The following is a 23431-nucleotide window of genomic DNA, read 5'->3' as shown; positions in this document are numbered from 1 at the left end:
TTATTGTCAGGGAATCGGCTCAATAGCGATGTTCTCTGGCGCTTGCAAAGAAAATCGCTCAGCCGGGATATCGCCATTAAGGGTCAGATCGTTAATGTTCAGCGCCAGACTGACATCTTCCTCGGGCATATGCAATGCGATGCGCCGGGGAAAACCGTCAGTTGATGAAAAACGCGAATAATTAACGGCCAGTCGGGTTTGTTGATGATGCACATATTTACTGCCGGTCAATCGCAGCTGGCCATCAAAATAGAAGGTCTGGCTGAAGAAGCCATCAACCAGCAGCAACTCCAGCAGGTCACCCCGCTGCTGTACCTGGGCCTGTTGATAATCAACAATCGGCGGTTCATAGAGCAACAAAGCCACCAGTAACTGCGGTGGCAGCGGCAACCTGACAAAGTGCGAAAAGTTTTCTTGCGTGGCGCTGCCCCGATAGAAACGTGGCGGGCTGGTCGTGTTCAACAGAACCGACAGAATCTCACCGTCGCTGGTCAATTGCATGACCAGTTGCCCGAAACCGGTCAAGGCGTCTACGCGAACGCGGTCGGGCTGCTCGGCCAGAATAAACTGCTGGGTGGAAAAATGTTTCCCCTGGGCAGTAATGGAGACCGAAGCCGCAGTGTCAAGTCGGCTGTTGCTGCCGACCCGAGCCTGTAGAATCTCCACCAGTTCGCTTGCCGCAGGCACCTCAGTCCAGAGAGGCTCGGGTGGACGGGCGCAGGCATTAAACAGCAACGGCACCAGCAACAGCAGCCACTTCATGGTCTAAACTCCCGCTGCAGTTGGTCGAGTTTCTCCTGCACCCCTTGCGCCTCGGGGTCGACCGCCAGAGCATCACGATAAGCCTGGATGGCTTCAGCATAAAGCTCCATCACTTGATAGAGATCTCCCAGATGCTCCAGGATGACCTGATCATCCGGCTGCGTAGCGGTGGCGCGCTCTAGGTGAATACGACTTCGGGAATAATCTCCAAGTTTAAAATAGACCCAGCCAAGAGTGTCTTCAATATAGCCGGCAGGTTTCAACTGCAGCGCCAGTTTTGCGCGCTCTAGCGCCAAGGGGAGATTAAGGCCGGCTTCTGCCTGGGAATAGGCCAGAAAATTTAAGGCATCGGCATGTTCAGCATCAATCAACAAAACCCTCTCCATGACCTCCAGAGCCGCCTGATGATTCTTCCGGGCCTCGAATATCAGGCCCTGCTGGTATAACAGGCGCGCGTCCTCGGGGTGGAGAGAAATCCCTTCCCGGGCAAAGTTCAGTGCCGATGTCAGATCCTGCTGCTCCTGATAAAAGGCAACCAGATAGTAATAAACCTCGCTATCATCGATCCCCTGTGCCAGCAGATCTTGCAATAACCGTGTCCCCTCGTCCACCATTCCTTCCTGCAGTTGCAGGTAAGACAATTGCAGCATGGCGTCTCGATATATGGTTGCTTCGGGTGGCACCTGTTGCAGCTGCTCTATCGCCGCCGGATAGCGCGACTGACCGATCAGGGCAAGGGCAAGAAAGTATCGATTGTTACCGGCCGCATCCCCTCTGTCGACCAGCCGGCGGAACTCTTCACTGGCTTGCTGCCACTGATTCAAGTGCAGATAGAGCAGACCGATCTGATTACCTCCCAGCAGTGACGGCAACTGCTCACGCACGATTAACAGCTGTTCAAGAGCCAACTGTGGCTGCTGGCGGGCAAGATAAAGCTGCGCCAGCTGTTGGCGAATTGATGGGGCAAAGGACACTTGGTCAAGGGTTTTCAGGTACAGACTGACAGCACTGGCCGGGTCATGTTCCTGCAATACCTGTCCCAACTCCAACACTACCGGCAAACGCACCGGATATGTCTCCAGATAGCGGCGATACACCCGGATAGCTGCATCCGGTTGCCGGCTGTCACGATAAATGCGGGCCAGAGACAGCATGGCCTGATCGGCATCCGGGCGTTTCTGCAGTAATTCTTCCAGGGTAGCCAGGGCTTCTTCAACCCGTCCAAGCTGGACAAACGCCATGGCAAGGCGCAAGTGTAAAGATTCGTTGTCCGGAGCCAACTCAAGTGCCTGATTAAAGTGATCGACAGCATCAAGTCCACGTTGCTGCATCAGGTAAATATCGCCAAGCAACAGATGTGGTTCAGGGACAAAAGGGGGCTGGTTAATCAGTTGGGTCAGTAATATCTCGGCAGCATCAGGGCGCTCCAGATGCAGATAGACGCGCGCCAGCAGCAGTTGTAAATAGGTAGATTGCGGGTCAAAGGCCAAAGCACGTTCCAGAGCACCAAGAGCAGCCTCCCAGTTATTATCGGCACTATAAAGACGAAACTGGGCAAAAGCCAAAAGCGCTTGCGAACCGGCAGTTCGTAACGAATGGTCTGTGTCGTGATCAACCGTTGCCCCTAGAGCAGCCTGACTTTGTCCCCCGGATGTCGACAAAACAGCGCCACAACCGGCCAAAGGCAGCAAAAACACAAGGAACATTGTGGTAAAATAAACAAGTCGGGCAATGCTTCGATCGTTCAAGTGGCAATCCTTAAAATAACTGTTTCTGACAAAGATGTTCTTGCCCTTACTCATACCATATGCCTGGAGATTACAAAAGAAGGCGCAAAGGGAAAACCGTCAATCAGGATCAGAAACCCTGCAGCCCCAAAACGGCCGACTTTTATTGCCGGTTGTAATTATAGATGGGGGGAGTTAGTCTGTAAAATCATGAGCTAAACCCAACCCAGGAAGATTGTAAGGCTCGCACCCCTGACGGGGGGAAGGCATCACCATGAAACAGCATCGTCCTGACAACACCCTGCGCGAAGCCTGGATCCTGTTTATGATCCTTGGAATGATTATGATTAATTTCCCCTTTATCCATATATTTAATGGCGACATGTCCCTCTTAGGCATTCCCAGACTGGTTGTCTATTTCATGTACGGCTGGCCGGCTTCTATTGCTGTTATCTGGCTCTTCGTCCGGCGCCTTGAGCAGGAAAGTCAGGCACAACAAAACAACAACAATAATGATCTGATCACCCGCTGACATTCATAATGGCCAGGCGATGGACACCATGACGGTTATTTCAGCAGAAAAAATCATTATCGTCTCCCTGTGCTACTTCGCCCTGATTTTTTTTGTAGCCTATTATGCCGACCGGCGCCGCAGGATGGGGCGCAGCCTGCTGTCCAACCCCCACATATATACCCTGTCAATCGCTATTTACTGCACCAGCTGGACCTTTTACGGCAGTGTTGGCAAGGCCGCTACTTCCGGACTTGATTATCTGCCCATCTACCTGGGGCCGACCCTGATCGCCTTTGGCTGGTGGTTCCTGTTACGCAAAATGGTGCGCGTCAGCAAAGAACAAAATATTACCAGCCTTGCTGATTTTCTAGCCAGCCGCTATGACCGCTCTGCCGTCCTTGGTGCCATTGTGACCCTGTTTGCGGTCTTCGGCATCACGCCCTACATTGCCCTGCAGCTCAAAGCCATCGCGCAAACGCTGGATATTCTCTTTTTACCATTGAAAAGCCTGCCGGAACCAACCTCCGGCCTGATCCCTTATCTGCCGGGACAAATCGACTCAGCCTTTATCATCACTCTGCTGCTGGGATTGTTCGGTATCCTCTTTGGGGCCCGTCATCTCGACTCTTCAGAACGGCATGAAGGACTGGTGGTCGCCGTGGCCCTGGAGTCCCTGGTCAAGCTGGTAGCTTTTGTGGCCGTTGGCATCTTTGTCACCTACGGGCTGTTCGACGGTTTTATCGATCTGTTCCAGCAATTTCATCAACGCTTCCCTGATCGCAGCTATCTCTTTGCCGTTGGCACAGCCGAGGTACCCTACACCAAATGGTTCACTCTGATCATTATTTCCATGGCAGCGATCATGTTTTTGCCGCGTCAGTTTCATATCATGGTGACGGAAAACGCCAACGAGGAACATATCAAAAAAGCCATGTGGCGCTTTCCTGCCTATCTGTTTCTGATCAACCTTTTCGTCCTGCCTATCGCTATGGGGGGCTTGCTGCTTAATCATGGCGACACCACCCAGGCCGATTATTTTGTCCTGACCCTGCCATTAGGCGCCAACCAGCCCTGGCTGGCCTTGCTGGTCTTTATTGGTGGACTTTCAGCTGCGGCCGGCATGGTCATGGTTTCTTCAGTGACTCTGGCTACCATGATCCTCAACCACCTGGTCATGCCGGTGATTCTCAAATTAAAACTGCGGGCACAGGATCTTTCCGGCATCCTGATCAACATCAAACGTCTTGGCATCGTTGGTGTCGTTCTGTTGGGCTACCTTTACTTTATCGTCATTGGTGATTCCTACGCTCTGGTTAATATCGGCCTGATCTCGTTTATGGCCGCGGCCCAGTTTGCCCCCGCCATGATTGGTGCTATCTATTGGAAACGCGCCAACAAATATGCCGCCACCTGGTCGATCAGTCTGGGGTTTGCGGTCTGGGTGTATACCTTGCTGATCCCCTCTTTTGCCCGCTCAGGCTGGATCAGCTCCGACCTGCTCCAATATGGCCCCCTTGGCATCTCACTACTTAAGCCTCTTGAATTGTTTGGCTTAAGTGGTTTTGACATGTATACCCACTCCCTGTTCTGGAGTCTGATGTTCAATCTGGGCGTTTATTGCATGGTATCGATTCTGACCCGACAAAGTGATGCAGAAAAAAAACGGGCGATCATGTTTGTTGATGTGTTTGTTGATCAGGACCAACCCGACGAACGCCTGACCCGCATCAGTAAGGCTCCAACGATTGTCGAATTTGTCGATCTGATGTCAAAATTTATCGGAGAAAAACCGGCCCAAACAGCCATTTCAGCCTTTCTGGCCGACAAGGAAATCGATCATCGCGGCAGTCTCAATGACCAGGATATTTTCAGTCTGAAAACCTTTACCGAACGGACTCTGGCCGGTCACGTCGGGGCTGGTTCGGCCCGCATAATCCTGGAAAACTACCTCGCGGCGCGCGGCAGTGAGATGGAAAATATTTTTGATATCTTCGGCTCTGTAACCATCGATGGGGCAATCAGTCGTGAACACTTAAGCGTCCTGTATGATGTATCTCAGCTGGTTTCCAGTGGTGACAGTTTTCAATCAAAGCTCGACCGCATCCTTGAACTGCTGGCAGAACAGTTTAAATTTGATCTCTGTGTCATCCGCTTTTTAGAACCTAAAACCCGCACCCTGCTGGTCAAAAGTCTGGTTGGGGAAACCTTCAATCATTTCGGCAAATCTGAGCGCAATCTCTCCAACGAAACCTATATCGGCCAGGCCTTCCTTTCGAATGTCACCATGGTTGTCAATGACACGGATGAGCTGGAAAAACCGGCATCATCAGCCATTATTCAGGCCGAGGGCATTACCTGCTTTGCGCATCTGCCGATTGTCCTTGAAGGGGAACCGGTGGGCATTCTGTCGGCTTTTTCACGTTCCGGCAAAGGGCTGTTTACCATCGAGTTTATTGCCTTACTGGAAAACATTGCCGGACAGATTGGTATTGCCCGGCGTAATGAACAACAGATCGGGCGACTGGTGCTGGTACGTGAGCAGGAACGGGAGATGCAGATTGCCAAAGAGATTCAGATGGCTCTTTTGCCTGCATCTTTGCCGTCCCTGGAAGATATCCAGGTCGCTGGTCTCTGCGTCCCAGCCCATCAGGTCGGCGGTGACTATTACGACTTTATTATCCGCAAGGATGGTCGCTATGATGTTGTCATCGCCGATGTCTCCGGACACAATATCGGATCGGCACTGATCATGGCAGAAACCCGCACCTTTATCCATTCCAGGGTTGATGGTATTAACAATCCGGCAGCCATGCTCCAGGCCCTCAACGATTATTTTCTTAAGGATCTTGATCGCTCTGATCTGTTTGTCACCATGTTTTATCTGCAGTACAATCTGGATGACCATCAACTGATTTACAGTAATGCCGGCCACAATCCGCCACTACTCTGGCGCCAGAAGGTGCAGCAGATTGAACCACTGGATGCAGAAGGTCTGATTTTTGGCATCCATAAAAAAATCAATTTTGAACAAAAAAATACCCGGCTGGAGCCAGGCGACATCCTGCTGCTTTACACCGATGGCATTGTCGAAGCGGAAGACAGCCATCAGAACTTGTTTGGCCAGGAACGCCTGGAAAAATTGCTCAGCGAAGAGCAGCAGTCAACGCCACAGGAACTGATCGATCAGATTCTCACTCAAGTCAGGCTTTTCACAGGCTATCGCCACTTCAATGATGATGTTACATTGTTGGCGATGAAAATCCTGAAATGACACCAGGGGTCACCAGCCATCTCACAAACTGAGGTATAATGTGACCACTATCAACATGAGTTTTTTTCGCAACCGGCAAAAAAGGAGTCTATGCAATGCAATTAAAAATCAACGAACAGGAAGACAACGTCATTATCACTGTGGAAGAAGAACGGATGGACGCTCATAACAGCGGCAACCTAAAAGAACGGATGTTGCAGCTTTTTGATGAGGGGAAATACCAGCTGGTCATCGACCTGACCGCCGTTCGCTTCATTGACTCCTCCGGCCTTGGGGCCCTGGTTTCCGGCTTCAAGAATGCCAGCGCCCGTGACGGCAGTCTCAAACTCTGCTGCCTGCAACCACAGGTGCGATCCATGTTTGAATTGACTCGCCTGCATCGCGTTTTTGAAATTTTTTCGACCCTGCAAGAGGCGCTTGACAGCCAGTCCTGAGCTATCGCCACAACCCTGCCACAACCCTGTTGTAAAGAAGGTTTTTATGCCTAAGCGGGTAGAACTCAACATCAAGGTACCCAGCCAGACTCGCTATCTCGCCCTGATAGGTCAGATAGGTGAAAGCCTGGCTTTCTCCTTGAACAACTACCAGGGAAACCGGCGTGAACTGGCCTATCATCTTAACCTCTGTTTGACAGAAGGGTTGACCAATGCCATCTGCCACGGCAACAACTCCGACCCGGATAAGGATGTCCACATCAGCATCTCGGCCTCCGATGATGACCTGGTCATCAGAATTTATGACCAGGGTCCGGGTTTTGATATCAGCGCCCGCAGAAAAACAAAAGCCCACCCCTGCGATGAGGGTGGGCGAGGTATCAACATTATTCTGAAACTGATGGACAATGTGAAGTATTTACAAGAAAACGGGGCTAATGTGCTGGAAATGACAAAAACGTTTCATTGATTAATAGAATCCGACAGGTTCAAATGCTGGAGCAGATCCAGATGATGGCTCAACACCTTAGCAACGCTTTTTTCCCGCACAAACCGCTCTCCATAGCCGGCAAAATGAAATGACCCGGCCGCAGCTGCAGCCTGATCCAGCTCTGAATCACCGATAAAAAGACAGGTGAATGGCTGGTAACCGAGTTGGCGAGCCGCCAGCAGAAGCATATCCGGCGCCGGCTTGGGCTTTTTTACATCACGGCTGGTCACCACCGCAGAAAAAAATTGATCGAGGCCAAAATGCTCTAAAATCGGCATAACGCTGCCCCCACGATTAGTAGCAATCGCCAGGGGATAGTGATTAGCGACAACCTCAAGGACCTGATGCAGATGAGGCATCGGCTTCATCAACGGAATAAATTCCCGATAATCGATCTCTGCCGCAAAGCTGAGTGCAGCAGGCACATCAGTTGCTCGCATCAAACCGGCTAATACCACGGGCGAACTGGCGGTATGGCACAGATAGGCCTTTTCCTGTTGGTCTACGGTGATCGGAGGATAGCCAAAAGCTGAAAAAATTTGATTATAATAGGCCAGATTGGCAGCGTGGCTTTCAAACAGGACCCCGTCGCAATCGTAGATAATGGCTTCAATTTCTTTCATCGTTCTGCCCTTTTAATAGCCATAACAACAAGAACCCACCAACGACCATCATCGGCAGGGATAACAGCTGCCCCATAGTTGCACCGCCCCATAAAAAACCCAGGTGGATATCGGGTTCACGAACAAATTCAACGATGAAACGGGCAAGACCATAACCCAGCAAAAAAACGGCCACCGGGACACCACGCTTAACGCCGAAGCGATGGAGACCATAAATCACCAGCAACAGCACAAATCCCTCGAGAAACGCCTCATATAGTTGACTGGGGTGGCGGGCTTGCAAGTCGGCGGCAGGAAAAACCATCCCCCAGGGCAACTCGGTAGGCCGTCCCCATAATTCTCCGTTGATAAAGTTGCCTATGCGTCCCAGTCCTAAGCCAATGGGCACAGCCGCAACAGTCAGATCACCAAGTTGCAGCAGCGGTATATTGCGCCGTCTGGCAAACCAGAACAGGACAATAAAAACCCCCATCAGGCCACCATGAAAACTCATCCCCCCTTGCCAGATATAAAATATTTCAAGGGGATGCTCAAGGTAGTATGCCGGCTGGTAAAAGAGTGTGTATCCCAGGCGACCACCGGCTACTACTCCGATAACCGCATAAAACAGCAGATCGGCTACCGCCTCACGATTGAGCGGATAGCGGCGCAGGTTACAGATATGCACCATCATGAAATAACCACCGACAAAGCTCAGCAGGTACATCATGCCATACCAGCGTACAGCCAGTGGGCCTATGGTAAAAATAATCGGATCAATTTGAGCTGCTATCATTACTTGACCTCTTTTAAAAATTGCAGAGCCTGATCCATGTCTGCCGGCATCGGCACAGACACTTCAAGCGGTTGTGCGGAAAGCGGGTGTAAAAACTTAAGCCGCTGCGCGTGCAGCATGGGACGGCTTATCATCATACCATCGAGCACCATGGGGCCGCCATAGCGCTGGTCCCCAAGCAAGGGACATCCCAACTCTGCCATGTGAGCCCGAATCTGGTGAGAGCGCCCGGTCAATATCTGCACCTCCAGTAACGAACAGCTGTTGAGCCGGGATTTCATCCGGTACCGGGTAATGGCCGGCTTACCACCTGTGGTGACGCTATGGACTCGATTTTCCCGCCGCGAGCGCGCCAACAATGAACGGATTTCGCCATGGGCAGAAGCGGGCTGTCCAGACACCAGTGCCAGATAGATTTTATCCACATGACCGTCTTTAAACAGCTCCGTCATTTTTTTATGGGCCTTAGGGTGAATGGAAAAGACGATAAGCCCGGAGGTCGAGCGATCAAGACGCTGAACCATACCTATCTCTGGTTTTTGATGGGGACGAAAAGGGTCCTGCAAATACACCTGCAGGGCTTCATAGAGGGTCCCCTTGTAACGGGCATGGGTCGGCTGGGTTTCAATTGTAGCCGGTTTATTGATAACAATCAGATAGTTATCCTGAAAAACCACATCCTGTGAGCTGATCCGCCAGGGCACCAGAGGTAGATGATCAAGGTACAGTTCAACCAGATCACCACTTGCGAGCATTCTTGAAGCTGTCCGAATGCGCTGACCATTGACATGGACTCCGCCGATGTCAATGACCTTGCGGACCAGAGAGCGTGACAACGCAGCCACCCCCTGCGGCAAAAACTGATCGAGTCGCATTCCAGAATGGACAGCATCAACCGTCAGACGATAAATATCCCATTTTTTGGTTACGTTATTCATGTGATTTAGCATCTACAAATAAAGATTAAATCTATTGACAGAATAAGCGCGAATGGTAGTATGACAACAAAGAGCGCAATCAAGTTTTCTGGGATGCGCGGGAAGTGTGCCGAGACTTTGACCAACGTTTTCTGATGACCTTAATCTGTTCGTGTGGTTATGGTGAGCAAGCCGACTCTCAAGCCGGAAGCCTGAAGTAGCCACCACAGACAAAGCTTGCTGAAGGTCATAGCCCGGTACCAACCCGTCATCCTGGAAACCATCAGATAAAAAGCCCTGAATCAGTGATTCAGGGCTTTTTCCCGTTTGTGGGACGACGACAGAAATGCGTTAAAGAGAATCCACCCGCTCACGCAACTCTTTGCCGGTTTTAAAGAAAGGTGTTTTGCGTGAAGCAATTTCAACCACTTCACCGCTCTTTGGGTTTCTGGCCTCACGGGCACTGCGCTCGCGCACAGAAAAAGAGCCAAAACCGCGAATTTCAACCCGATCACCTTGAGCCAATGCCGAACCAATCCCGTCAAAAATGACGTTAATAACTGCTTCTGCCTCTTTTTTTGTCAACAATTCATGCTCTTCCGAAAGCTTTTCAATCAATTCACTTTTAGTCATTATCAACCTTCCACATAGGTAAGTGCTGGTCACTGATTTACGGCCCAGTCCATAGATACTTAGGCCCCAAGGTATCCTTGAACCCCAGGTCGACTCCGCCGAAACGCTTCAGTAGAATATTTAAATAGCGTTGTAAAAATTCCTGTCTTTCCGGTGGCGGATAAACAAGGTCAGGCTTGCCGACGATGCCGACACGCAGTGCAGCATGATCAACAGCGTCATTAAAACTGCCAAGCTGGTCAATCAAGCCAAAGTTCAGAGCCTGACGTCCGGTAAAAATTCGGCCATCAACGTAGGGCGCAAGTTCTGCAACCGGGATATGACGACCGTCACTGACAGCTTCCACAAACTGAAGATGAACGTCAGCGATCATACCCTGCAGCAGGTAACGCTCATCATCGGTCATGTTACGGGATGCAGAACCGATATCCTTAAAGGGACCACTCTTGATAACCTCAGATTTGATCCCGACCTTGCCCATCAACTCCTGGTAGTCAGGAAAACTCATCACGACGCCGATACTGCCGGTAATTGTGCCGGGATTTGCAAAGATCCACTCCCCCGCCATCGCCAGATAGTAGCCGCCTGAAGCAGCAACGGCGCCGAACGAGACAATGAGGGGCTTTTCCTGCGCCAGCTTCTTCAGTTCGTGATAAATCTCCTGCGAGGGACCTACCGCACCCCCCGGAGAATCGATACGCAGGACAATCGCCTTAACCGACTTATCGTCCCTGAAAGTATCTATCTGTTTGATGATCAACCGCTCATTGCTGACCATGCCGGAAATGTCCAGGACACCAATGCGACTGGATGAGGTCGGCAGGAATGTGCCACTACGAAAAAAACCGGCGGCGACGAATACCAGCAGAAAAAACAAAAAGATGCCGCCAATCAGCATGGTTGCAAGAAAAAATGGACGTTTTTTCATTTCTTGCCCACAAAAAAGGGCCCAGTACAGGCTGGGCCCTTTTTTTTAGAGTTCAACAAGAATCAGTCGTCGTTTTTACGGCCCATTGCTCCCTGAAGCAACGCACCAAGGCTTGAGGTCGCCTGCTTCTGCGCACCCATGAATTCATTGACTTCAGCCTTTTCTTTCTGTTCATCAATGTTTTTAACCGACAGGGCAATCTTGCGATCAACCGTATCAACCTGCAGGACAGCCGCTTCAAGAACGGTTCCGACTTCAGCAAAATCTTTCGGATTGTCGATCTTTTCCTTGCTCAGTTCGGAAACGTGGATCAGACCCTCAATGCCTTCTTCGAGTTCAATGAAGATGCCGAAATCCGTAACCGAGGTAACCTTCCCTTTGATAATCGTGCCACGGGCATAGCGTACCGGTACCGATTCCCATGGATCAGAGCTTAACTGTTTGATTCCCAGAGAAAAGCGCTCGTTTTCGCGATCGATATTAAGAACCACCGCCTTGACCAGATCACCCTTTTTAAAGGCATCGGAAGGATGTTTAATGCGCTTGGTCCAGGACAGATCTGAGATATGAACCAGACCGTCAATCCCTTCATCAACCCCGACAAACACACCAAAGTCGGTAATATTTTTGACCTGACCCTCGATAATCGTACCAATCGGGAATTTCTCGCCGATCACTTCCCAGGGGTTGGGTTCAATCTGCTTCAGTCCCAGAGAAATACGACGATTATCTGAATCAAGGGCAAGCACTACGGACTCAACTTCATCACCAATGTTTAATACCTTGTTCGGATGCTTGATCCGCTTGGTCCAGCTCATTTCAGAGACGTGGATCAGCCCTTCAACTCCCTCTTCCAGTTCAACAAACGCACCGTAATCGGTCAGACTGACTACCTTGCCGACTACCCTGGATCCGATCGGGTATTTTGCTGCAACATCGAGCCATGGATCCGGCGCAATCTGCTTAAGCCCCAGAGACACACGCTCTTTATCACGATCGAATTTAAGCACCTTGACATTGATCTTGTCGCCGACCGCGAGGATATCCGAAGGATGCTTGACGCGTCCCCAGGACATATCGGTAATGTGCAGCAAACCGTCAATACCGCCCAGGTCAATAAAGGCACCATAGTCGGTAAGATTTTTAACAATACCCTCAACAACCTGGTTTTCTTCAAGGGTTTTGAGCGTTTCGCCACGCTGTGATTCACGCTCGTTTTCGAGCAGAACCCGACGTGACAGGACAATATTGCCGCGACGCTTGTTCAGCTTGATAATCTTGAAATCGAAATTCTGGCCGATCACCTTGTCAAGATTGCGTACCGGGCGCAAATCAACCTGAGAACCAGGTAAAAAGGCATTAACACCGATGTCAACTGACAGACCACCCTTGATGCGACTGACAATACGGCCTTCGACCACAGCCCCTTCTTCAAGAGAGTTCCAGATTTTCTGACGATCGGCTTTTTCCTTGGAGAGGACAATCAGACCACTGTCGCTCTCGCCACCGCCAAAGAGAACATCGTAGACGTCGCCTACCTTGACGTTGATCTCCCCTTTTTCGTCAGCAAATTCCCGCAAGGGAATCATCCCTTCCGATTTGTAACCGACATCAACAACAACCGCATCAGGTGTTACCTGGACAATCGTTCCTTGAACAACGTCGTTACGCTTCAGCTCGAAGCCACCCTGCTCATAGTCCTTAAGCAGTTCTTCGAAATTTTCCTCACCTTCCAGATCCTGCATTTCATTCTCGTCAAACATGTCTTTGTCTTCTACCATTGGAGATGTTACCCCCTTGCGAATTTTCCGACGCCTTGCGACGGCGGACTCAAAATTTGAGAATGCGCAAGTTAGCACAGCATTTAAAAAAAAACAAACCAATATTTTTCAAGCAGTTATTCTTATTATTCAGGGATTCCTGATTTGTTTTGGTTTTTTTCACGCGCCCTGACCAGATCTTCCATCAGCACCAGGACCTCATCAATCGTCATCCGGGTTGAATCAACAACAACCGCGTCCGCCGCCTGTTTCAGGGGAGCCTGGGTGCGATTCATATCGGCCTGATCTCGCTCACGCACTGCAGCTATCGTTTCGTGCAGATCAACGTTTATTCCTTTTTGTTGAAGTTCGGTGTAGCGCCGGCGACCACGTTCTTCGGCCGAAGCACTGAGAAAGAATTTCACCTGCGCCTCGGGAAAAACCACCGTGCCGATATCGCGCCCCTCAAGGACCACCCCGCCGGATGCCCCCAATTGGCGCTGCAGCAGCAGCATGGCTGCGCGAACGGCAGGTGACGCGGCAACCAGGGGGGTTAATTTACTGATTTCCGGTGTCCGGATTTGCTGCGTAACATCTTCCCCCATGGCATAAACTTTCAGTCCCGCAGCCGTTGCAACCAGATCGATACGCACATCACTACATAATTTTTTTAATGATTCTTCATCGTCAGGGTTTAGCCTGCGTTGTGCTACCAGGCAGGCGACAGCACGGTACATGGCTCCGGTATCAACATAAAGATACCCTAAATTCTCGGCCAAACGGGTACTGATCGTGCTCTTGCCGGCACCGGCCGGGCCATCAATCGCTACGACCAACCCTCGGGCTGAGGTCGCTTTGGGGTGTTTGTCATGGGTCATGATATCAGTCCTGACGGATCTGGTTAAGTAGATCCCAGAAGCCCGGAAAGGAGGTTTCAGTGCAGCTGGTGTCTTCAATAGTCACCTGGCCGTCGGCAACCAGCGCCGCAATCGCCATACTCATGGCGATGCGATGGTCGCCATAGGAAGTCACCTGCCCGCCAGATAGATGCCCGGTCCCGGTAATCATCATCCCGTCAGCCAGCGGCTCCGCTCGCCCCCCAAGCTGATTCAGGCAGCTGCAGACGGCCTCAATGCGATCGGTTTCCTTGACCCGCAACTCGGCAGCATCGGTAATAACCGTTACCCCGGTGGCAAAGGTCGCGGCAACGCTGATCACCGGAAACTCATCAATGGCCCGCGGCACCAGCTCTCCATTGATGTCAATCCCCGTCAATGAACTGCTTTTGACCAGCAGATCAGCTACCGGTTCGCCACACTGCTCACGTTCGTTAAGCAATTCAATCGACCCACCCATCAGCCGCAAAATATCGATAATACCGCTGCGGGTCGGGTTGATCCCGACATTTTTCAGCAACAGTTCGGCGTCAGGAACAATCAGTCCGGCAACCAGAAAGAAAGCCGCCGAGGAGATATCACCAGGCACCACCAGGTCGCGCCCTTCAAGTTCAACCGGTCCTGTTACCCGCGCACCACCGGGGAAGGACTCCAAGGGCACCCCGAAATAACGCAACATGCGCTCACTGTGATCACGCGACAGATGTGGCTCAAAAACCGTAGTAGTGCCCCGGGTCTGCATGCCGGCCAGCAACACGGCCGATTTCACCTGGGCACTGGCGATGGCAGAAGAATAGTCAATCGGCTTGAGGGCCCCGCCGACAATTGCCAGCGGGGCACGGCTATGCTGGTCGCGCCCGTAAATCCGGGCTCCCATTTGGGTCAAAGGTTCGACGATGCGCCGCATCGGGCGCTTGCGCAGATACTGATCGCCGGTCAGCACCGAAAAAAACGGCTGGGCGGCAAGAATCCCGCTGATCAGGCGCATGGTGGTGCCGGAATTACCGCAATCAATCACATTAGCTGGCTCTTGCAGTCCGCTAAGCCCGACTCCATGAACGCAGAGATGGGAGTTGTCCCGACTGTCAATCTGGACCCCCAGGGCACGAAAAGCGTTCAAAGTGGCGTGGCAGTCCTCCCCCTGTAGCAGGCCGCTGATCTGGCTTTTACCTCGCGCCAGGGAGGCGAACATCAACGCCCGGTGCGAAATTGATTTATCCCCCGGCACACGAACCTCGCCACGCAAGTTGGTACCGGCCTTAAGAGTCCTTTTTTCTAATTTTTCCATAGCTAATTGTCCTTTATAAAAAAACCAGGGCGGCGACAGAACACTAACGGGCTACTACAGAATTGCGTCGCGCATCTGCTTGGAGCGCAGAAAGAATTCAAACAGTTTGTCGCCGTCACCCGCTGCAACATCGGCTTTGAGTTCAGCAAAAAACACCTCGAACTGTTCCATCATCTCCAGCAAAGCCTCTCGATTGGTCTCAGCGATGTCGCGCCACATAGTCGGGTCAGAGGAGGCAATGCGGGTAAAATCGCGAAATCCCCCCGCAGAATATTCAAGAATATTTTCCTCGTAGTGATCATAAGAACCAACCGCGTTGACCAGGGAGTAGGCGACCATATGGGGAAGATGGCTGATCGCTGCCAGGATCCGGTCGTGCTTGTCCATCGGCATCTTAACGACGATACTTCCGGCCAGCTGCCACATCTGTTCGATCAGAGCAAGGGCCTGCGGATCGGTTTTTGCGGTTGGTGTCAGAATACAGCGCTTGCCCCGATAGAGGCCGGCAAATGCTGCCTCAGCACCGCTCTGTTCGGTACCGGCAATGGGATGGCCGGGCACGAAATGGATCACATCAGGCAATAGGGGTTCGATGTGGCGCACCACCTCTGCCTTGACACTGCCTCCATCGGTAATGATCGCTCCCGCCTTGATCGCCGGCAGACACTGCTCGACCACCGCTCCCAGGGTTTTTACCGGTGTGGCGAGAAAAATCAGGTCAGCATCTGCAACCGCCTCACGGGGATCACGGGTATAGCGATCAATAATGCCGAGCTCCACTGCTTTTTCCAGATTCGGTTTGCCGCGGCCGCAGCCAATCACCTCACCAACAGCGCCGGCCTCTTTAAGCGCCAATGCCAATGAACCACCAATCAGACCAACCCCCATGATCGCCATGCGTTTAATCAACAGATGATCAGACATCAGCCAAGCTCCGTCTGCGTGGCACCAATATGAGCCTGCGGATAGGACCCGAGAATCTTGAGAAAGTGACAGTGGGGACGCAATTCCTCAATCGCGGCGGCGATCTGTTCATCATCACAATGCCCCATCAGGTCAAGGAAGAACACATACTCCCAGGCCTTTTGTTTCATCGGCCGACTTTCAATCTTGGTCAGGTTGATCTGGCGTTTGCTGAAGGGCTCAAGCATCCGGTAGAGGATTCCCGGTTCATCCTTGATGCTGAACATGATCGAGGTCTTGTCATCCCCCCCCTTGCCTGGCGATTTTTTACCGACCACCAGAAAACGGGTGAAATTATGCGGATTATCCTCAATCCTGGCCTTGACCACCTGCAGCCCATATTGTACCGCAGCAGCCGAGCTGGCAATAGCGGCGGCACTCTCATCCTCAGCTACCATCTGGGCAGCGGCGGCGGTACTTGAGACGTCAACCAGGGGGATATCGGGCAGATTGGTTTCCAGCCAGTGACGACATTGAGCCAGAGGCTGAGGGTGGGAAATGATCTTGGTGATCTGCTCGAGACGTCCTGACTTCGACAGCAGATGGTGGGATATTTCCAGCATGATTTCGGCGATGATCTTCAACTCCGAATTGATGAACATATCCAGGGTATGGTTGACCACCCCCTCGGTGGAATTTTCCACCGGGATGACGCCGTAGTGGGCACGCCCACGCTCGACCTCTTCAAATACCGCCGGTATACTCTTGAGCGGCACCAGGGATGCTGACAAACCGAACTGCTGCATCGCCGCCTGGTGGGTAAAGGTTGACTGGGGGCCTAAAAAAGCCACCTGCAGCGGCATTTCCATATTCAGCGAAGCAGAAATAATCTCGCGAAAAACCTTGCGCACCGCGTCATTCGGGAAAGGCCCCGGATTGCTTCCGGTCAGGCGCTCATAGATTTTCTTCTCCCGACTCGGGACATAAAAAAGGCCATCATCGCGCTCCTTGAGGTGTCCGACATCAAGAACAATTCCGGCCCGCTGATTGAGCAAATCGAGCAACTGATCATCGATCCGGTCAATCTGCTCCCTGAGTTTTTGGAGTTTATCGGCTGTCGTCATTATTTACTCCATTGACGGTGGTCAGTACAGTTGGGTGCGGGAGCAGCAATGTAGCCTAAAGACCGGCAGAAATCAATTTGCCGCCGGCAGAAAGTGAAGACGGATCTGCCTTGACCCGGTTGAGGCGTGAAGCTAAACTCCGGCAGTTAAAAAATTGGTATCTGTTCAGCACCGGATCTTCGGATCCGATGTCAAGGGACGCGAGAATAGCTACAAAAATAGAAACAACAGCCTTGCTACAACCAAACAAAGGATATCAACCATGCCCGTTGCCGCCAAAGTAAAAAAATGCCTTGAAGGTTCTTCCTGGATTCGCAAGATGTTTGAAGAAGGGGACAAACTACGTAAAGAACGTGGCGCCGAAAATATCTTTGATTTCACCCTTGGCAACCCGACCATGGAACCACCGCTGGAGTTGCAGCAGGAGTTGCAGAGAATCGCCGCCACTCCGATTCCCGGCATGCATCGTTACATGAACAATGCCGGTTACGAAGAAACGCGCGCAGCGGTGGCCGAGGTGATTGCCGAGAATTGTGCCCTGCCGGTCAGTGCGGCCCACATCGTCATGACCTGTGGCGCCGGAGCGGCGCTGAATGTGGTGATGAAAACCCTGCTCAACCCGGGCGATGAGGTGATCATCTTAAGCCCCTACTTTGTTGAGTACAATTTTTACATCGACAACCATGGCGGGGTTCCGGTTGTGGTCCCCACCCTCCCCGACTTTCAACCGGATGTGAACGCCATCGCTGCAGCCATTACCGCGCGCACCAAAGCGATCATCATCAACTCCCCCAACAATCCGACCGGGGTGATTTACCCCTTTGCGGCGTTGAAGGAACTCGGCGATTTGCTGGCGCAAAAAGAGCAGGAATACGGCACCACCATCGTCGCCATTTCCGATGAACCCTATGCCCGTATCAGTTTCGGTGAAGAGGTTCCCTGCATCTTTACCGCCATCACCAACGCCGTTATCGTTACCTCTCACTCCAAAGATCTGGCCCTGCCGGGGGATCGCATCGGCTATTTGGCCGCATCACCCGCCCTGAAGAATGTCACCCTGTTTATGCAGGGCGCCGTCTTTGCCAACCGGGTTCTGGGCTTTGTGAATGCTCCGGCGCTGATGCAACGGCTGATCACCCGCCTGCAGCGGGTCAGTGTCGATGTCGCGCAATACCGGGTCAAACGCGATCTGCTCTACAACAAGCTGGTCGAACTGGGCTTTGAGGTGGTCAAACCTGGTGGCGGCTTTTATCTGTTCCCGCGCTCGCCCCTGCCCGATGAAATCGAATTTGTCCGTCGCGCCCAACAGCATGGGATTCTGCTGGTGCCCGGCAGCGGTTTCGGCGCTCCCGGCTTTTTTCGCATTGCCTACTGTTTTGAGGATGAGATGATCATACGCAGCCTGCCGGCCTGGGAAAAGCTGGCAGCAGAGCTGGGGATGGTTGCGGGTTGAGGCGGTAGCTGAGGCCACGCCCCGCGGTCTCGATGTTGATGTTAACTACGATATAAACATTAAAACGAATCGGGACGGCTCTTCCGATGTAGAGGAGCTGTCCCCCTTGATTTTTTCCTCAACAGCAGACCGATATAATTGCCTTACGTGTATTGCGGCCGGGTTGGTCTAACGCCCATATTCACGCGACAGCGTAGCTGGTCACATGTCATTAATGGTTATGCTGCAGATTCTTGCTCTACATCCCAGCCAGGAAAAACCAACACAGCTGGGTGACAGCGCAATGCTTTGGCTAATACTTTGGCGCGATCAACACCAAGGCGTACACGACCATTTTCGATGGCTGATATTGTTGATTGCGGAACGCCGGTCAGCGCTGCCAAATCGTTCTGACTCATTTCCTGCAACTCCCGCAAGATACGAACCGATTCACCAGTCGAAACATCAATTCTTTTGATCGCTTTACGATATTCACTCATTCATCACCTCCGATAGTCGTGGGGTGTCACTCGTACAACCTCTACCAACACCTGGTCTTTTTGCACCCTATAAATCACCCGATACTGAATATTCAAACGGGAAGATCGAAAACCTTTCCAATTGCCGGACAATGCCTCGTCGTGAAACCCCAGAATCAGCTTCAATCCTTGAGGACCTGAGATCTTTACAATATCCTTCCACTTCTCATAACGTTGCAGAACCTCAACCGGCGCGGAAGCCAAGGCCTTATCAACACGTTTATGTTCGAATATTTTCCACATATCAAATTTAGTATATACCCTATTTAGTCTGTGTCAAGGTACAGAAAAGGCTTCAAATTGTTACCGCATAACGATAAGCATGACCGTCGTTTCAGGCCGGGACGCGAAGCGGCGCGGTATGAAACGTACTGGTCAATGCTCTTGTTAGAGCTGAATATATTGATATCTCCATCCGCAATGAATGGGCCAGTCCCTGTAGGTGTCCATATATGCTTTTGCTGTTGATGTTCATCTTTCTGAGCAATGCGAAAAGGGGTTCGTATAATTTACCGGGAAAAACAAACTGAGTGAAAGCACACCCCTCATAAACGGTACTACTCAAGATGTCAGCGATCTTCATCCCCCTATTACCGGACAGGAGAAAACAACCGGATTACCTGTCGTGCCTGATATTCAACTGTCTCGGCTCAGTTACCCATGAAATCATCATAGCTACAGACACCTATGGGATTTCACTGTACCTAGCTTGGTTTTTTTATACGGATCCTGATATAGCACCCTTACAGTCCGTCCATCGGGCTGCGCACAGCTGCGGGGTCACGGTTTAATACTTACATGTAAATCATTGTCGTTTTGGCGCTTCAACAAAAAACGCCACCGACCGGCATAATGCCGACACGGTGGCGTTTGATATTCAGCTGAGGAAAACCAGGGCGCAATGAATTGCGCCCCTACCTTTGCACTTGATCTTCCTCCCATTGTGACGCAGCGGGCGGGGCAGCAACCCCGCGGTGTTGATGTTGATCTTAAACTATCGGCGCCGCGTGCGTCGCCCCTACCCTGCTGGAAACATCCGATCCGCCACCTGATCCACCGGACAGATCTTCCCGGTGGGGCTGACATACCGCACCTCACAACGCAGATCAAAATCTAGCTGCTGCCGCACTGCGGAACGAATCCGGGAAATCACCTGCAGGACGTCGGCAGACGTGGCACCACCACGATTGACAATGAAGTTGGCATGCTGCTGTGACACCTCTGCCCTTCCGCAGCGCAACCCCTTCAGGCCGGCCTCTTCGATAATTTTCCCGGGCGGGCCAACGCTGGCATGCATGGCACTGGTGCTTAAGAACACCGAACCGCAGTTGGGCTGTTTGCGCGGAAACTTGCGGCGGCGTTCGCGCAGGTCACGCAGCATCTCCCGACGGATTTCCGCACGATGTCCCGCAGGGCATTCCAGTTCTACCTCGACAACCACCGCGCCGCGTTCCTGCAGGGCACTGTAGCGATAATCAAACCGGCACTCTGCCGCACTTAACTGATGAATGGTGGCGTCCAGATCAACGATGGTGACACGAACGACATGCTCACCGATGCCGTGCCGGTGGCTGCCGCCATTCATCATCACCAGCCCTCCCAGGGTGCCGGGAATGCCGATACAATGTTCCAGACCGCTCAAGCCGGCGCGCATGGCAAGGCGAGCCAACTGCGGCACCCAGGCGCCACCTCCGGCCACAATCCGGGTATCAGCAATGTCAATGGAGCCCATCCGGGCGCCGATTTTTATCACCACTCCACGTACCCCGGCGTCATCAAACAGCAGATTCGTCCCCTGTCCGATCACCACCAACGGCAGTTGCTGATCCTGGATAAAACGCATAACTTCAACGACCTGGGTCTGGTTTTCCGGCTCGACTAACAGATCTGCCGGACCACCGATCTGCCAGCTGTTGTGATGACCAAGGGGTTCGTTGATAGCTACCCGAGCTACCTTGTCTGCCAACAATTCTTGAAAGTTCCTGAGCATCCCGGCTGACATTATTCCGGCTCTCCCACCCGACAAAAATCGACCACCTGAAGTTGCACCTTGGTTGTGCCCCGCCAATGGTTGATTTGTGGCCGATAGAGAACATCCACCTCGCCTGAGCACTCGCTTAAGCGCTCACCGCAACCAAAAGCAATAGCACTTAATCGGGTTCCCTGCTGTTCGAGGTCAAATTTGAGATGTTTTTCGGCAACCAGGGAACAACTTTTTACCGTACAGCGGCGGCCTAAAAAAAGCGGCTGGGGATTGCCGACGCCGTAGGGTTCCAGCACGCTGAGTTCCTCTACCGCAGCGATGGACCAAAAACTCAGGAGACATTCACCATCATGTTCAATGGCGGGGGTACAGAGTTCATCGGTCAGGCGCGCACCTGCCGCCTCCTCAAAGCGCTGGGAAAAGGCCTCCAGCTGAGCTTCCGCGATGCTCAAGCCCGCCGCCATGGTATGGCCACCATAGCCTTCGAGCAAGGGACCACATTCCTTGAGCGCCTGATAGAGATCAAACCCCTTGATCGAGCGGCCTGACCCCTTCCCCACGCCATGGTCCAAAGCAATCAGAAACGTTGGACGATGATAGCGTTCGACCAGACGACTGGCGACAATCCCGATCACTCCCGAATGCCAGTCAGCACTGGCCAGAACGATCGAGCGACGATCTTGAGGGTCTCTCTCAACACGGGAAACGGCGTCTGCCAGCACCTTCTTTTCCAAGGCTTGACGCTGCTGATTCAATTGGTCTAGCTGTTGCGCTACCGCTTGCACATCGATTTCAGTCTCGCCAAGTAATAACTTGACCCCTAAGGCAGCATCTTCCAGGCGCCCTGCGGCGTTGAGTCTCGGCGCCAGTTGAAAGCCGACACTGCCACTGGTCACAGCAGAAACACCGGCTACCTTTTTCAATGCGGCGACACCGGGGCGGCTCTCTTTATCGAGAAGACGCAATCCGGTTTTCACCAGGGTCCGATTGACCCCGGTCAAGGGTGCGATATCGGAAATGGTTCCCAGCGCTACCAGGTCGAGGGTATGGCGCAGATCCGGCTCTTTAGCGTACTGAAAAGATCCTGCGTCGCGCAGACGTTTACGCAGGGCCACGAGCAACATAAAGGCCACGCCAACCCCGGCCAGTGAGGTATAGGGGAAACGATTTGCTGACAGTTGCGGGTTGATCAAGGCAATTGCCGGGGGCAGGGAATCGCCCGGTTGATGGTGGTCGGTAATAATCAGATCAATACCCAGATCCTGAGCCAACTGCGCTTCAATGTGGGCACTGATACCACAATCGACGGATATCATCAGTCGGCAGCCATCTTCGGCAACCTGACGGATGGCATCGGCAGACAAGCCATAGCCATCCTTTAAACGTAAGGGGATATGGTAATCGATCTGACCGCCAAATGCGCGCAGACCCTCTACCAACACTGCGCAACCACTGATGCCGTCGACATCGTAATCGCCATGAATACTGATTTTTTCCCCACAGTTCAAGGCTTTTTGCAGGCGTCGACAGGCCTTGTCCATGTCCGGCAACAGATAAGGATCAGGCAGCGTTGTCAGCACCGAATGCAAAAACAATTGAGCCTCTTCAGCGGTGGGATAACCTCGCCGGCAGAGGATTGTCGCGAGCAGAGTGCTGATCTCTAACGATTCAGCCAGTTGCTGTACCATCTGTGGTTCGGGGGGAGTGGCCCGTGATAGCCAACGGCGTTGGTGGACAGGCTGCATAAGAACCCTGGAAAAGACAGTCCCCGATGCATAAAAAAGGATCGGGGACTTAAATAGAACTGAGAAAAACTAGGGACGAGGTGCCTGCGGCATGGGTGGATGATTCTTCATGAAATCGACTTCAGTGCGAATTTGTTCCACATTGCCACCGGGATTCAACGCCAGAAAACTCTCCCATGCCGCGATCGCTTTGGGGAAGTCCTGGAGATCATAGCGATACACAACACCCATATTGTAACGGCTCTGTACGTGATTAGGGTCGAGCTCAGCGGCGCGCTGAAAGTTATTGACGGCGCGATCATACCAGCCGACCCGACGAAACATGGTACCCTGATCGGTTAACACATTGGGGTCATCAGGACCGAGCTCAAGCGCCTTGTCATAAGCTTCAATCGCTTTAATCGCCTGATCAGAGCCGTAGTAATTGTTCCCCAGTTGCACCCAGGCATTGCGGTTTTCAGGCTCACGCGCGAGGATCCCTTCGAGGGTGTTAATCTGCTGCTGATAATTAACCAGAGGAACCCCTGCTGCTGAAGGAGGGGCGCCACCGCCGGCGGCAGGTTGTGCCGTGTCACGTTGCCAGTTCGAGTAGATGATCCCGCCCAGCACTCCAATGATCAGGGCCACAACGGCAAACACGATGGTTTCTTTTTTCATTGTTACTCCATTTGCTGGTGACGATGGTA

General features: G+C 52.2%; 22 protein-coding genes and 1 other RNA gene. 6 read left to right on the top strand and 17 right to left on the bottom strand.

Translation table 11 applies throughout. The features are described 5' to 3' along the window. Window positions 1-6 precede the first annotated feature (6 nt). Both ICT70_RS09940 and ICT70_RS09935 read right to left on the bottom strand, forming a co-directional pair. A complete protein-coding gene (locus ICT70_RS09940) occupies window positions 7-762 on the bottom strand; it encodes a DUF4292 domain-containing protein (RefSeq protein WP_191156110.1) in 756 nt (251 codons plus the stop codon). Then, entirely contained in the window at window positions 759-2510 is a 1752-nt protein-coding gene (locus ICT70_RS09935; protein ID WP_191156108.1) for a tetratricopeptide repeat protein, read from the bottom strand. Before ICT70_RS09935 ends, ICT70_RS09940 begins: the two co-directional genes overlap by 4 nt. A gap of 253 nt (window positions 2511-2763) precedes the next feature. Between ICT70_RS09935 and ICT70_RS09930 the strand changes: the two genes are divergently transcribed. The 4 genes from ICT70_RS09930 (at window position 2764) to ICT70_RS09915 (ending at window position 7177) form a co-directional block, all read left to right on the top strand. Continuing rightward, window positions 2764-3021, top strand: coding sequence for a hypothetical protein (locus ICT70_RS09930; RefSeq protein ID WP_191156106.1), 258 nt, complete (start codon window positions 2764-2766; stop codon window positions 3019-3021). Between the two features lie 28 nt (window positions 3022-3049). Then, window positions 3050-6274, top strand: a complete 3225-nt coding sequence (locus ICT70_RS09925) for a SpoIIE family protein phosphatase (protein WP_224746957.1) — start codon at window positions 3050-3052, stop codon at window positions 6272-6274. A gap of 95 nt (window positions 6275-6369) precedes the next feature. Next, entirely contained in the window at window positions 6370-6708 is a 339-nt protein-coding gene (locus ICT70_RS09920) for an STAS domain-containing protein (protein ID WP_191156102.1), read from the top strand. 46 nt (window positions 6709-6754) lie between these two features. Continuing rightward, the gene (locus ICT70_RS09915) at window positions 6755-7177 is read left to right on the top strand and encodes an ATP-binding protein (protein ID WP_191156100.1); all 423 of its coding nucleotides are present in this window, start codon (window positions 6755-6757) and stop codon (window positions 7175-7177) included. On the opposite strand, the gene ICT70_RS09910 is transcribed toward ICT70_RS09915, so the two are convergent. From ICT70_RS09910 to ICT70_RS09900, 3 genes are read right to left on the bottom strand one after another with little or no spacing between them, the layout of a single operon-like run. Continuing rightward, window positions 7171-7821, bottom strand: a complete 651-nt coding sequence (locus tag ICT70_RS09910; protein WP_191156098.1) for an HAD family hydrolase — start codon at window positions 7819-7821, stop codon at window positions 7171-7173. The two genes, ICT70_RS09915 and ICT70_RS09910, sit on opposite strands and share 7 nt — an antisense overlap. Further along, window positions 7808-8596: a prolipoprotein diacylglyceryl transferase gene (gene lgt / locus ICT70_RS09905; RefSeq protein WP_191156096.1), complete on the bottom strand. Its 789-nt coding sequence runs from the start codon at window positions 8594-8596 to the stop codon at window positions 7808-7810. The genes ICT70_RS09910 and lgt overlap by 14 nt, the downstream gene beginning before the upstream one ends. Beyond that, window positions 8596-9534: an RluA family pseudouridine synthase gene (locus tag ICT70_RS09900; RefSeq protein ID WP_224746956.1), complete on the bottom strand. Its 939-nt coding sequence runs from the start codon at window positions 9532-9534 to the stop codon at window positions 8596-8598. Before ICT70_RS09900 ends, lgt begins: the two co-directional genes overlap by 1 nt. A gap of 82 nt (window positions 9535-9616) precedes the next feature. Here ICT70_RS09900 and ssrS point away from each other — a divergent pair. Beyond that, window positions 9617-9797: non-coding RNA, 6S RNA (gene ssrS, locus ICT70_RS09895), on the top strand. A 67-nt stretch (window positions 9798-9864) separates the two neighbouring features. Here the strand turns inward: ssrS and ICT70_RS09890 are convergent. The 7 genes from ICT70_RS09890 to pheA all read right to left on the bottom strand — a co-directional run bounded on the left by ICT70_RS09890 (window position 9865) and on the right by pheA (window position 17045). Then, complete coding sequence (locus ICT70_RS09890; RefSeq protein ID WP_191156094.1) at window positions 9865-10146, bottom strand: integration host factor subunit beta; 282 nt, start codon at window positions 10144-10146, stop codon at window positions 9865-9867. A gap of 37 nt (window positions 10147-10183) precedes the next feature. Then, entirely contained in the window at window positions 10184-11074 is an 891-nt protein-coding gene (gene sppA, locus ICT70_RS09885) for a signal peptide peptidase SppA (protein WP_191156092.1), read from the bottom strand. Window positions 11075-11136: 62 nt separating this feature from the next. Next, window positions 11137-12855: a 30S ribosomal protein S1 gene (locus ICT70_RS09880; RefSeq protein WP_191156089.1), complete on the bottom strand. Its 1719-nt coding sequence runs from the start codon at window positions 12853-12855 to the stop codon at window positions 11137-11139. Between the two features lie 125 nt (window positions 12856-12980). Further along, window positions 12981-13712 (bottom strand): (d)CMP kinase, encoded by a 732-nt coding sequence (cmk, locus tag ICT70_RS09875; protein ID WP_191156087.1) that lies wholly within the window; start codon window positions 13710-13712, stop codon window positions 12981-12983. A 4-nt stretch (window positions 13713-13716) separates the two neighbouring features. Beyond that, window positions 13717-15018 carry a 3-phosphoshikimate 1-carboxyvinyltransferase gene (aroA, locus tag ICT70_RS09870; RefSeq protein ID WP_191156085.1) on the bottom strand — a complete coding sequence of 434 codons (1302 nt, stop codon included), beginning with the start codon at window positions 15016-15018 and terminating at the stop codon, window positions 13717-13719. A gap of 54 nt (window positions 15019-15072) precedes the next feature. Next, complete coding sequence (locus ICT70_RS09865; RefSeq protein ID WP_191156083.1) at window positions 15073-15942, bottom strand: prephenate dehydrogenase; 870 nt, start codon at window positions 15940-15942, stop codon at window positions 15073-15075. Beyond that, window positions 15942-17045: a prephenate dehydratase gene (gene pheA / locus ICT70_RS09860; protein WP_191156081.1), complete on the bottom strand. Its 1104-nt coding sequence runs from the start codon at window positions 17043-17045 to the stop codon at window positions 15942-15944. The genes ICT70_RS09865 and pheA overlap by 1 nt, the downstream gene beginning before the upstream one ends. Before the next feature lie 262 nt (window positions 17046-17307). Here pheA and ICT70_RS09855 point away from each other — a divergent pair, with 262 nt between their 5' ends. After that, window positions 17308-18498 carry a pyridoxal phosphate-dependent aminotransferase gene (locus ICT70_RS09855; protein WP_191156079.1) on the top strand — a complete coding sequence of 397 codons (1191 nt, stop codon included), beginning with the start codon at window positions 17308-17310 and terminating at the stop codon, window positions 18496-18498. Between the two features lie 218 nt (window positions 18499-18716). Here the strand turns inward: ICT70_RS09855 and ICT70_RS09850 are convergent, their stop codons facing one another. From ICT70_RS09850 to ICT70_RS09830, 5 genes are all read right to left on the bottom strand, one after another. Continuing rightward, a complete protein-coding gene (locus ICT70_RS09850) occupies window positions 18717-18977 on the bottom strand; it encodes a helix-turn-helix domain-containing protein (RefSeq protein ID WP_191156077.1) in 261 nt (86 codons plus the stop codon). A gap of 3 nt (window positions 18978-18980) precedes the next feature. After that, a complete protein-coding gene (locus tag ICT70_RS15250) occupies window positions 18981-19259 on the bottom strand; it encodes a type II toxin-antitoxin system RelE/ParE family toxin (protein ID WP_191156075.1) in 279 nt (92 codons plus the stop codon). Window positions 19260-20034: 775 nt separating this feature from the next. After that, the gene (gene murB / locus ICT70_RS09840; protein ID WP_224746955.1) at window positions 20035-21018 is read right to left on the bottom strand and encodes a UDP-N-acetylmuramate dehydrogenase; all 984 of its coding nucleotides are present in this window, start codon (window positions 21016-21018) and stop codon (window positions 20035-20037) included. Beyond that, window positions 21018-22745: a single-stranded-DNA-specific exonuclease RecJ gene (recJ, locus tag ICT70_RS09835; RefSeq protein ID WP_191156071.1), complete on the bottom strand. Its 1728-nt coding sequence runs from the start codon at window positions 22743-22745 to the stop codon at window positions 21018-21020. Before recJ ends, murB begins: the two co-directional genes overlap by 1 nt. Before the next feature lie 69 nt (window positions 22746-22814). Further along, the gene (locus tag ICT70_RS09830) at window positions 22815-23402 is read right to left on the bottom strand and encodes a tetratricopeptide repeat protein (protein WP_191156069.1); all 588 of its coding nucleotides are present in this window, start codon (window positions 23400-23402) and stop codon (window positions 22815-22817) included. Between the last annotated feature and the right edge of the window lie 29 nt (window positions 23403-23431).

The organism is Pelovirga terrestris, from assembly GCF_014773365.1.
In the GTDB taxonomy this organism is placed as follows: domain Bacteria; phylum Desulfobacterota; class Desulfuromonadia; order Desulfuromonadales; family Geopsychrobacteraceae; genus Pelovirga; species Pelovirga terrestris.
Note: the sequence above shows the minus strand (reverse complement) of the source record. Positions and strands in the feature narration are given on the sequence as shown.

Bases quoted from the DNA above. Each gene is read 5' to 3' on its own strand.
- ICT70_RS09925 (WP_224746957.1), top strand. From the start codon at position 3,050: ATGACGGTTATTTCAGCAGAAAAAATCATTATCGTCTCCCTGTGCTAC.
- ICT70_RS09880 (WP_191156089.1), bottom strand. From the start codon at position 12,855: ATGGTAGAAGACAAAGACATGTTTGACGAGAATGAAATGCAGGATCTG.
- ICT70_RS09915 (WP_191156100.1), top strand. From the start codon at position 6,755: ATGCCTAAGCGGGTAGAACTCAACATCAAGGTACCCAGCCAGACTCGC.
- ICT70_RS09940 (WP_191156110.1), bottom strand. From the start codon at position 762: ATGAAGTGGCTGCTGTTGCTGGTGCCGTTGCTGTTTAATGCCTGCGCC.
- cmk (WP_191156087.1), bottom strand. From the start codon at position 13,712: ATGACCCATGACAAACACCCCAAAGCGACCTCAGCCCGAGGGTTGGTC.
- ICT70_RS09865 (WP_191156083.1), bottom strand. From the start codon at position 15,942: ATGTCTGATCATCTGTTGATTAAACGCATGGCGATCATGGGGGTTGGT.
- sppA (WP_191156092.1), bottom strand. From the start codon at position 11,074: ATGAAAAAACGTCCATTTTTTCTTGCAACCATGCTGATTGGCGGCATC.
- ICT70_RS09910 (WP_191156098.1), bottom strand. From the start codon at position 7,821: ATGAAAGAAATTGAAGCCATTATCTACGATTGCGACGGGGTCCTGTTT.
- murB (WP_224746955.1), bottom strand. From the start codon at position 21,018: ATGTCAGCCGGGATGCTCAGGAACTTTCAAGAATTGTTGGCAGACAAG.
- ICT70_RS09890 (WP_191156094.1), bottom strand. From the start codon at position 10,146: ATGACTAAAAGTGAATTGATTGAAAAGCTTTCGGAAGAGCATGAATTG.
- ICT70_RS09850 (WP_191156077.1), bottom strand. From the start codon at position 18,977: ATGAGTGAATATCGTAAAGCGATCAAAAGAATTGATGTTTCGACTGGT.
- aroA (WP_191156085.1), bottom strand. From the start codon at position 15,018: ATGGAAAAATTAGAAAAAAGGACTCTTAAGGCCGGTACCAACTTGCGT.
- ICT70_RS09920 (WP_191156102.1), top strand. From the start codon at position 6,370: ATGCAATTAAAAATCAACGAACAGGAAGACAACGTCATTATCACTGTG.
- ICT70_RS09900 (WP_224746956.1), bottom strand. From the start codon at position 9,534: ATGAATAACGTAACCAAAAAATGGGATATTTATCGTCTGACGGTTGAT.
- ICT70_RS09830 (WP_191156069.1), bottom strand. From the start codon at position 23,402: ATGAAAAAAGAAACCATCGTGTTTGCCGTTGTGGCCCTGATCATTGGA.
- recJ (WP_191156071.1), bottom strand. From the start codon at position 22,745: ATGCAGCCTGTCCACCAACGCCGTTGGCTATCACGGGCCACTCCCCCC.
- ICT70_RS09930 (WP_191156106.1), top strand. From the start codon at position 2,764: ATGAAACAGCATCGTCCTGACAACACCCTGCGCGAAGCCTGGATCCTG.
- lgt (WP_191156096.1), bottom strand. From the start codon at position 8,596: ATGATAGCAGCTCAAATTGATCCGATTATTTTTACCATAGGCCCACTG.
- pheA (WP_191156081.1), bottom strand. From the start codon at position 17,045: ATGACGACAGCCGATAAACTCCAAAAACTCAGGGAGCAGATTGACCGG.
- ICT70_RS09855 (WP_191156079.1), top strand. From the start codon at position 17,308: ATGCCCGTTGCCGCCAAAGTAAAAAAATGCCTTGAAGGTTCTTCCTGG.
- ICT70_RS15250 (WP_191156075.1), bottom strand. From the start codon at position 19,259: ATGTGGAAAATATTCGAACATAAACGTGTTGATAAGGCCTTGGCTTCC.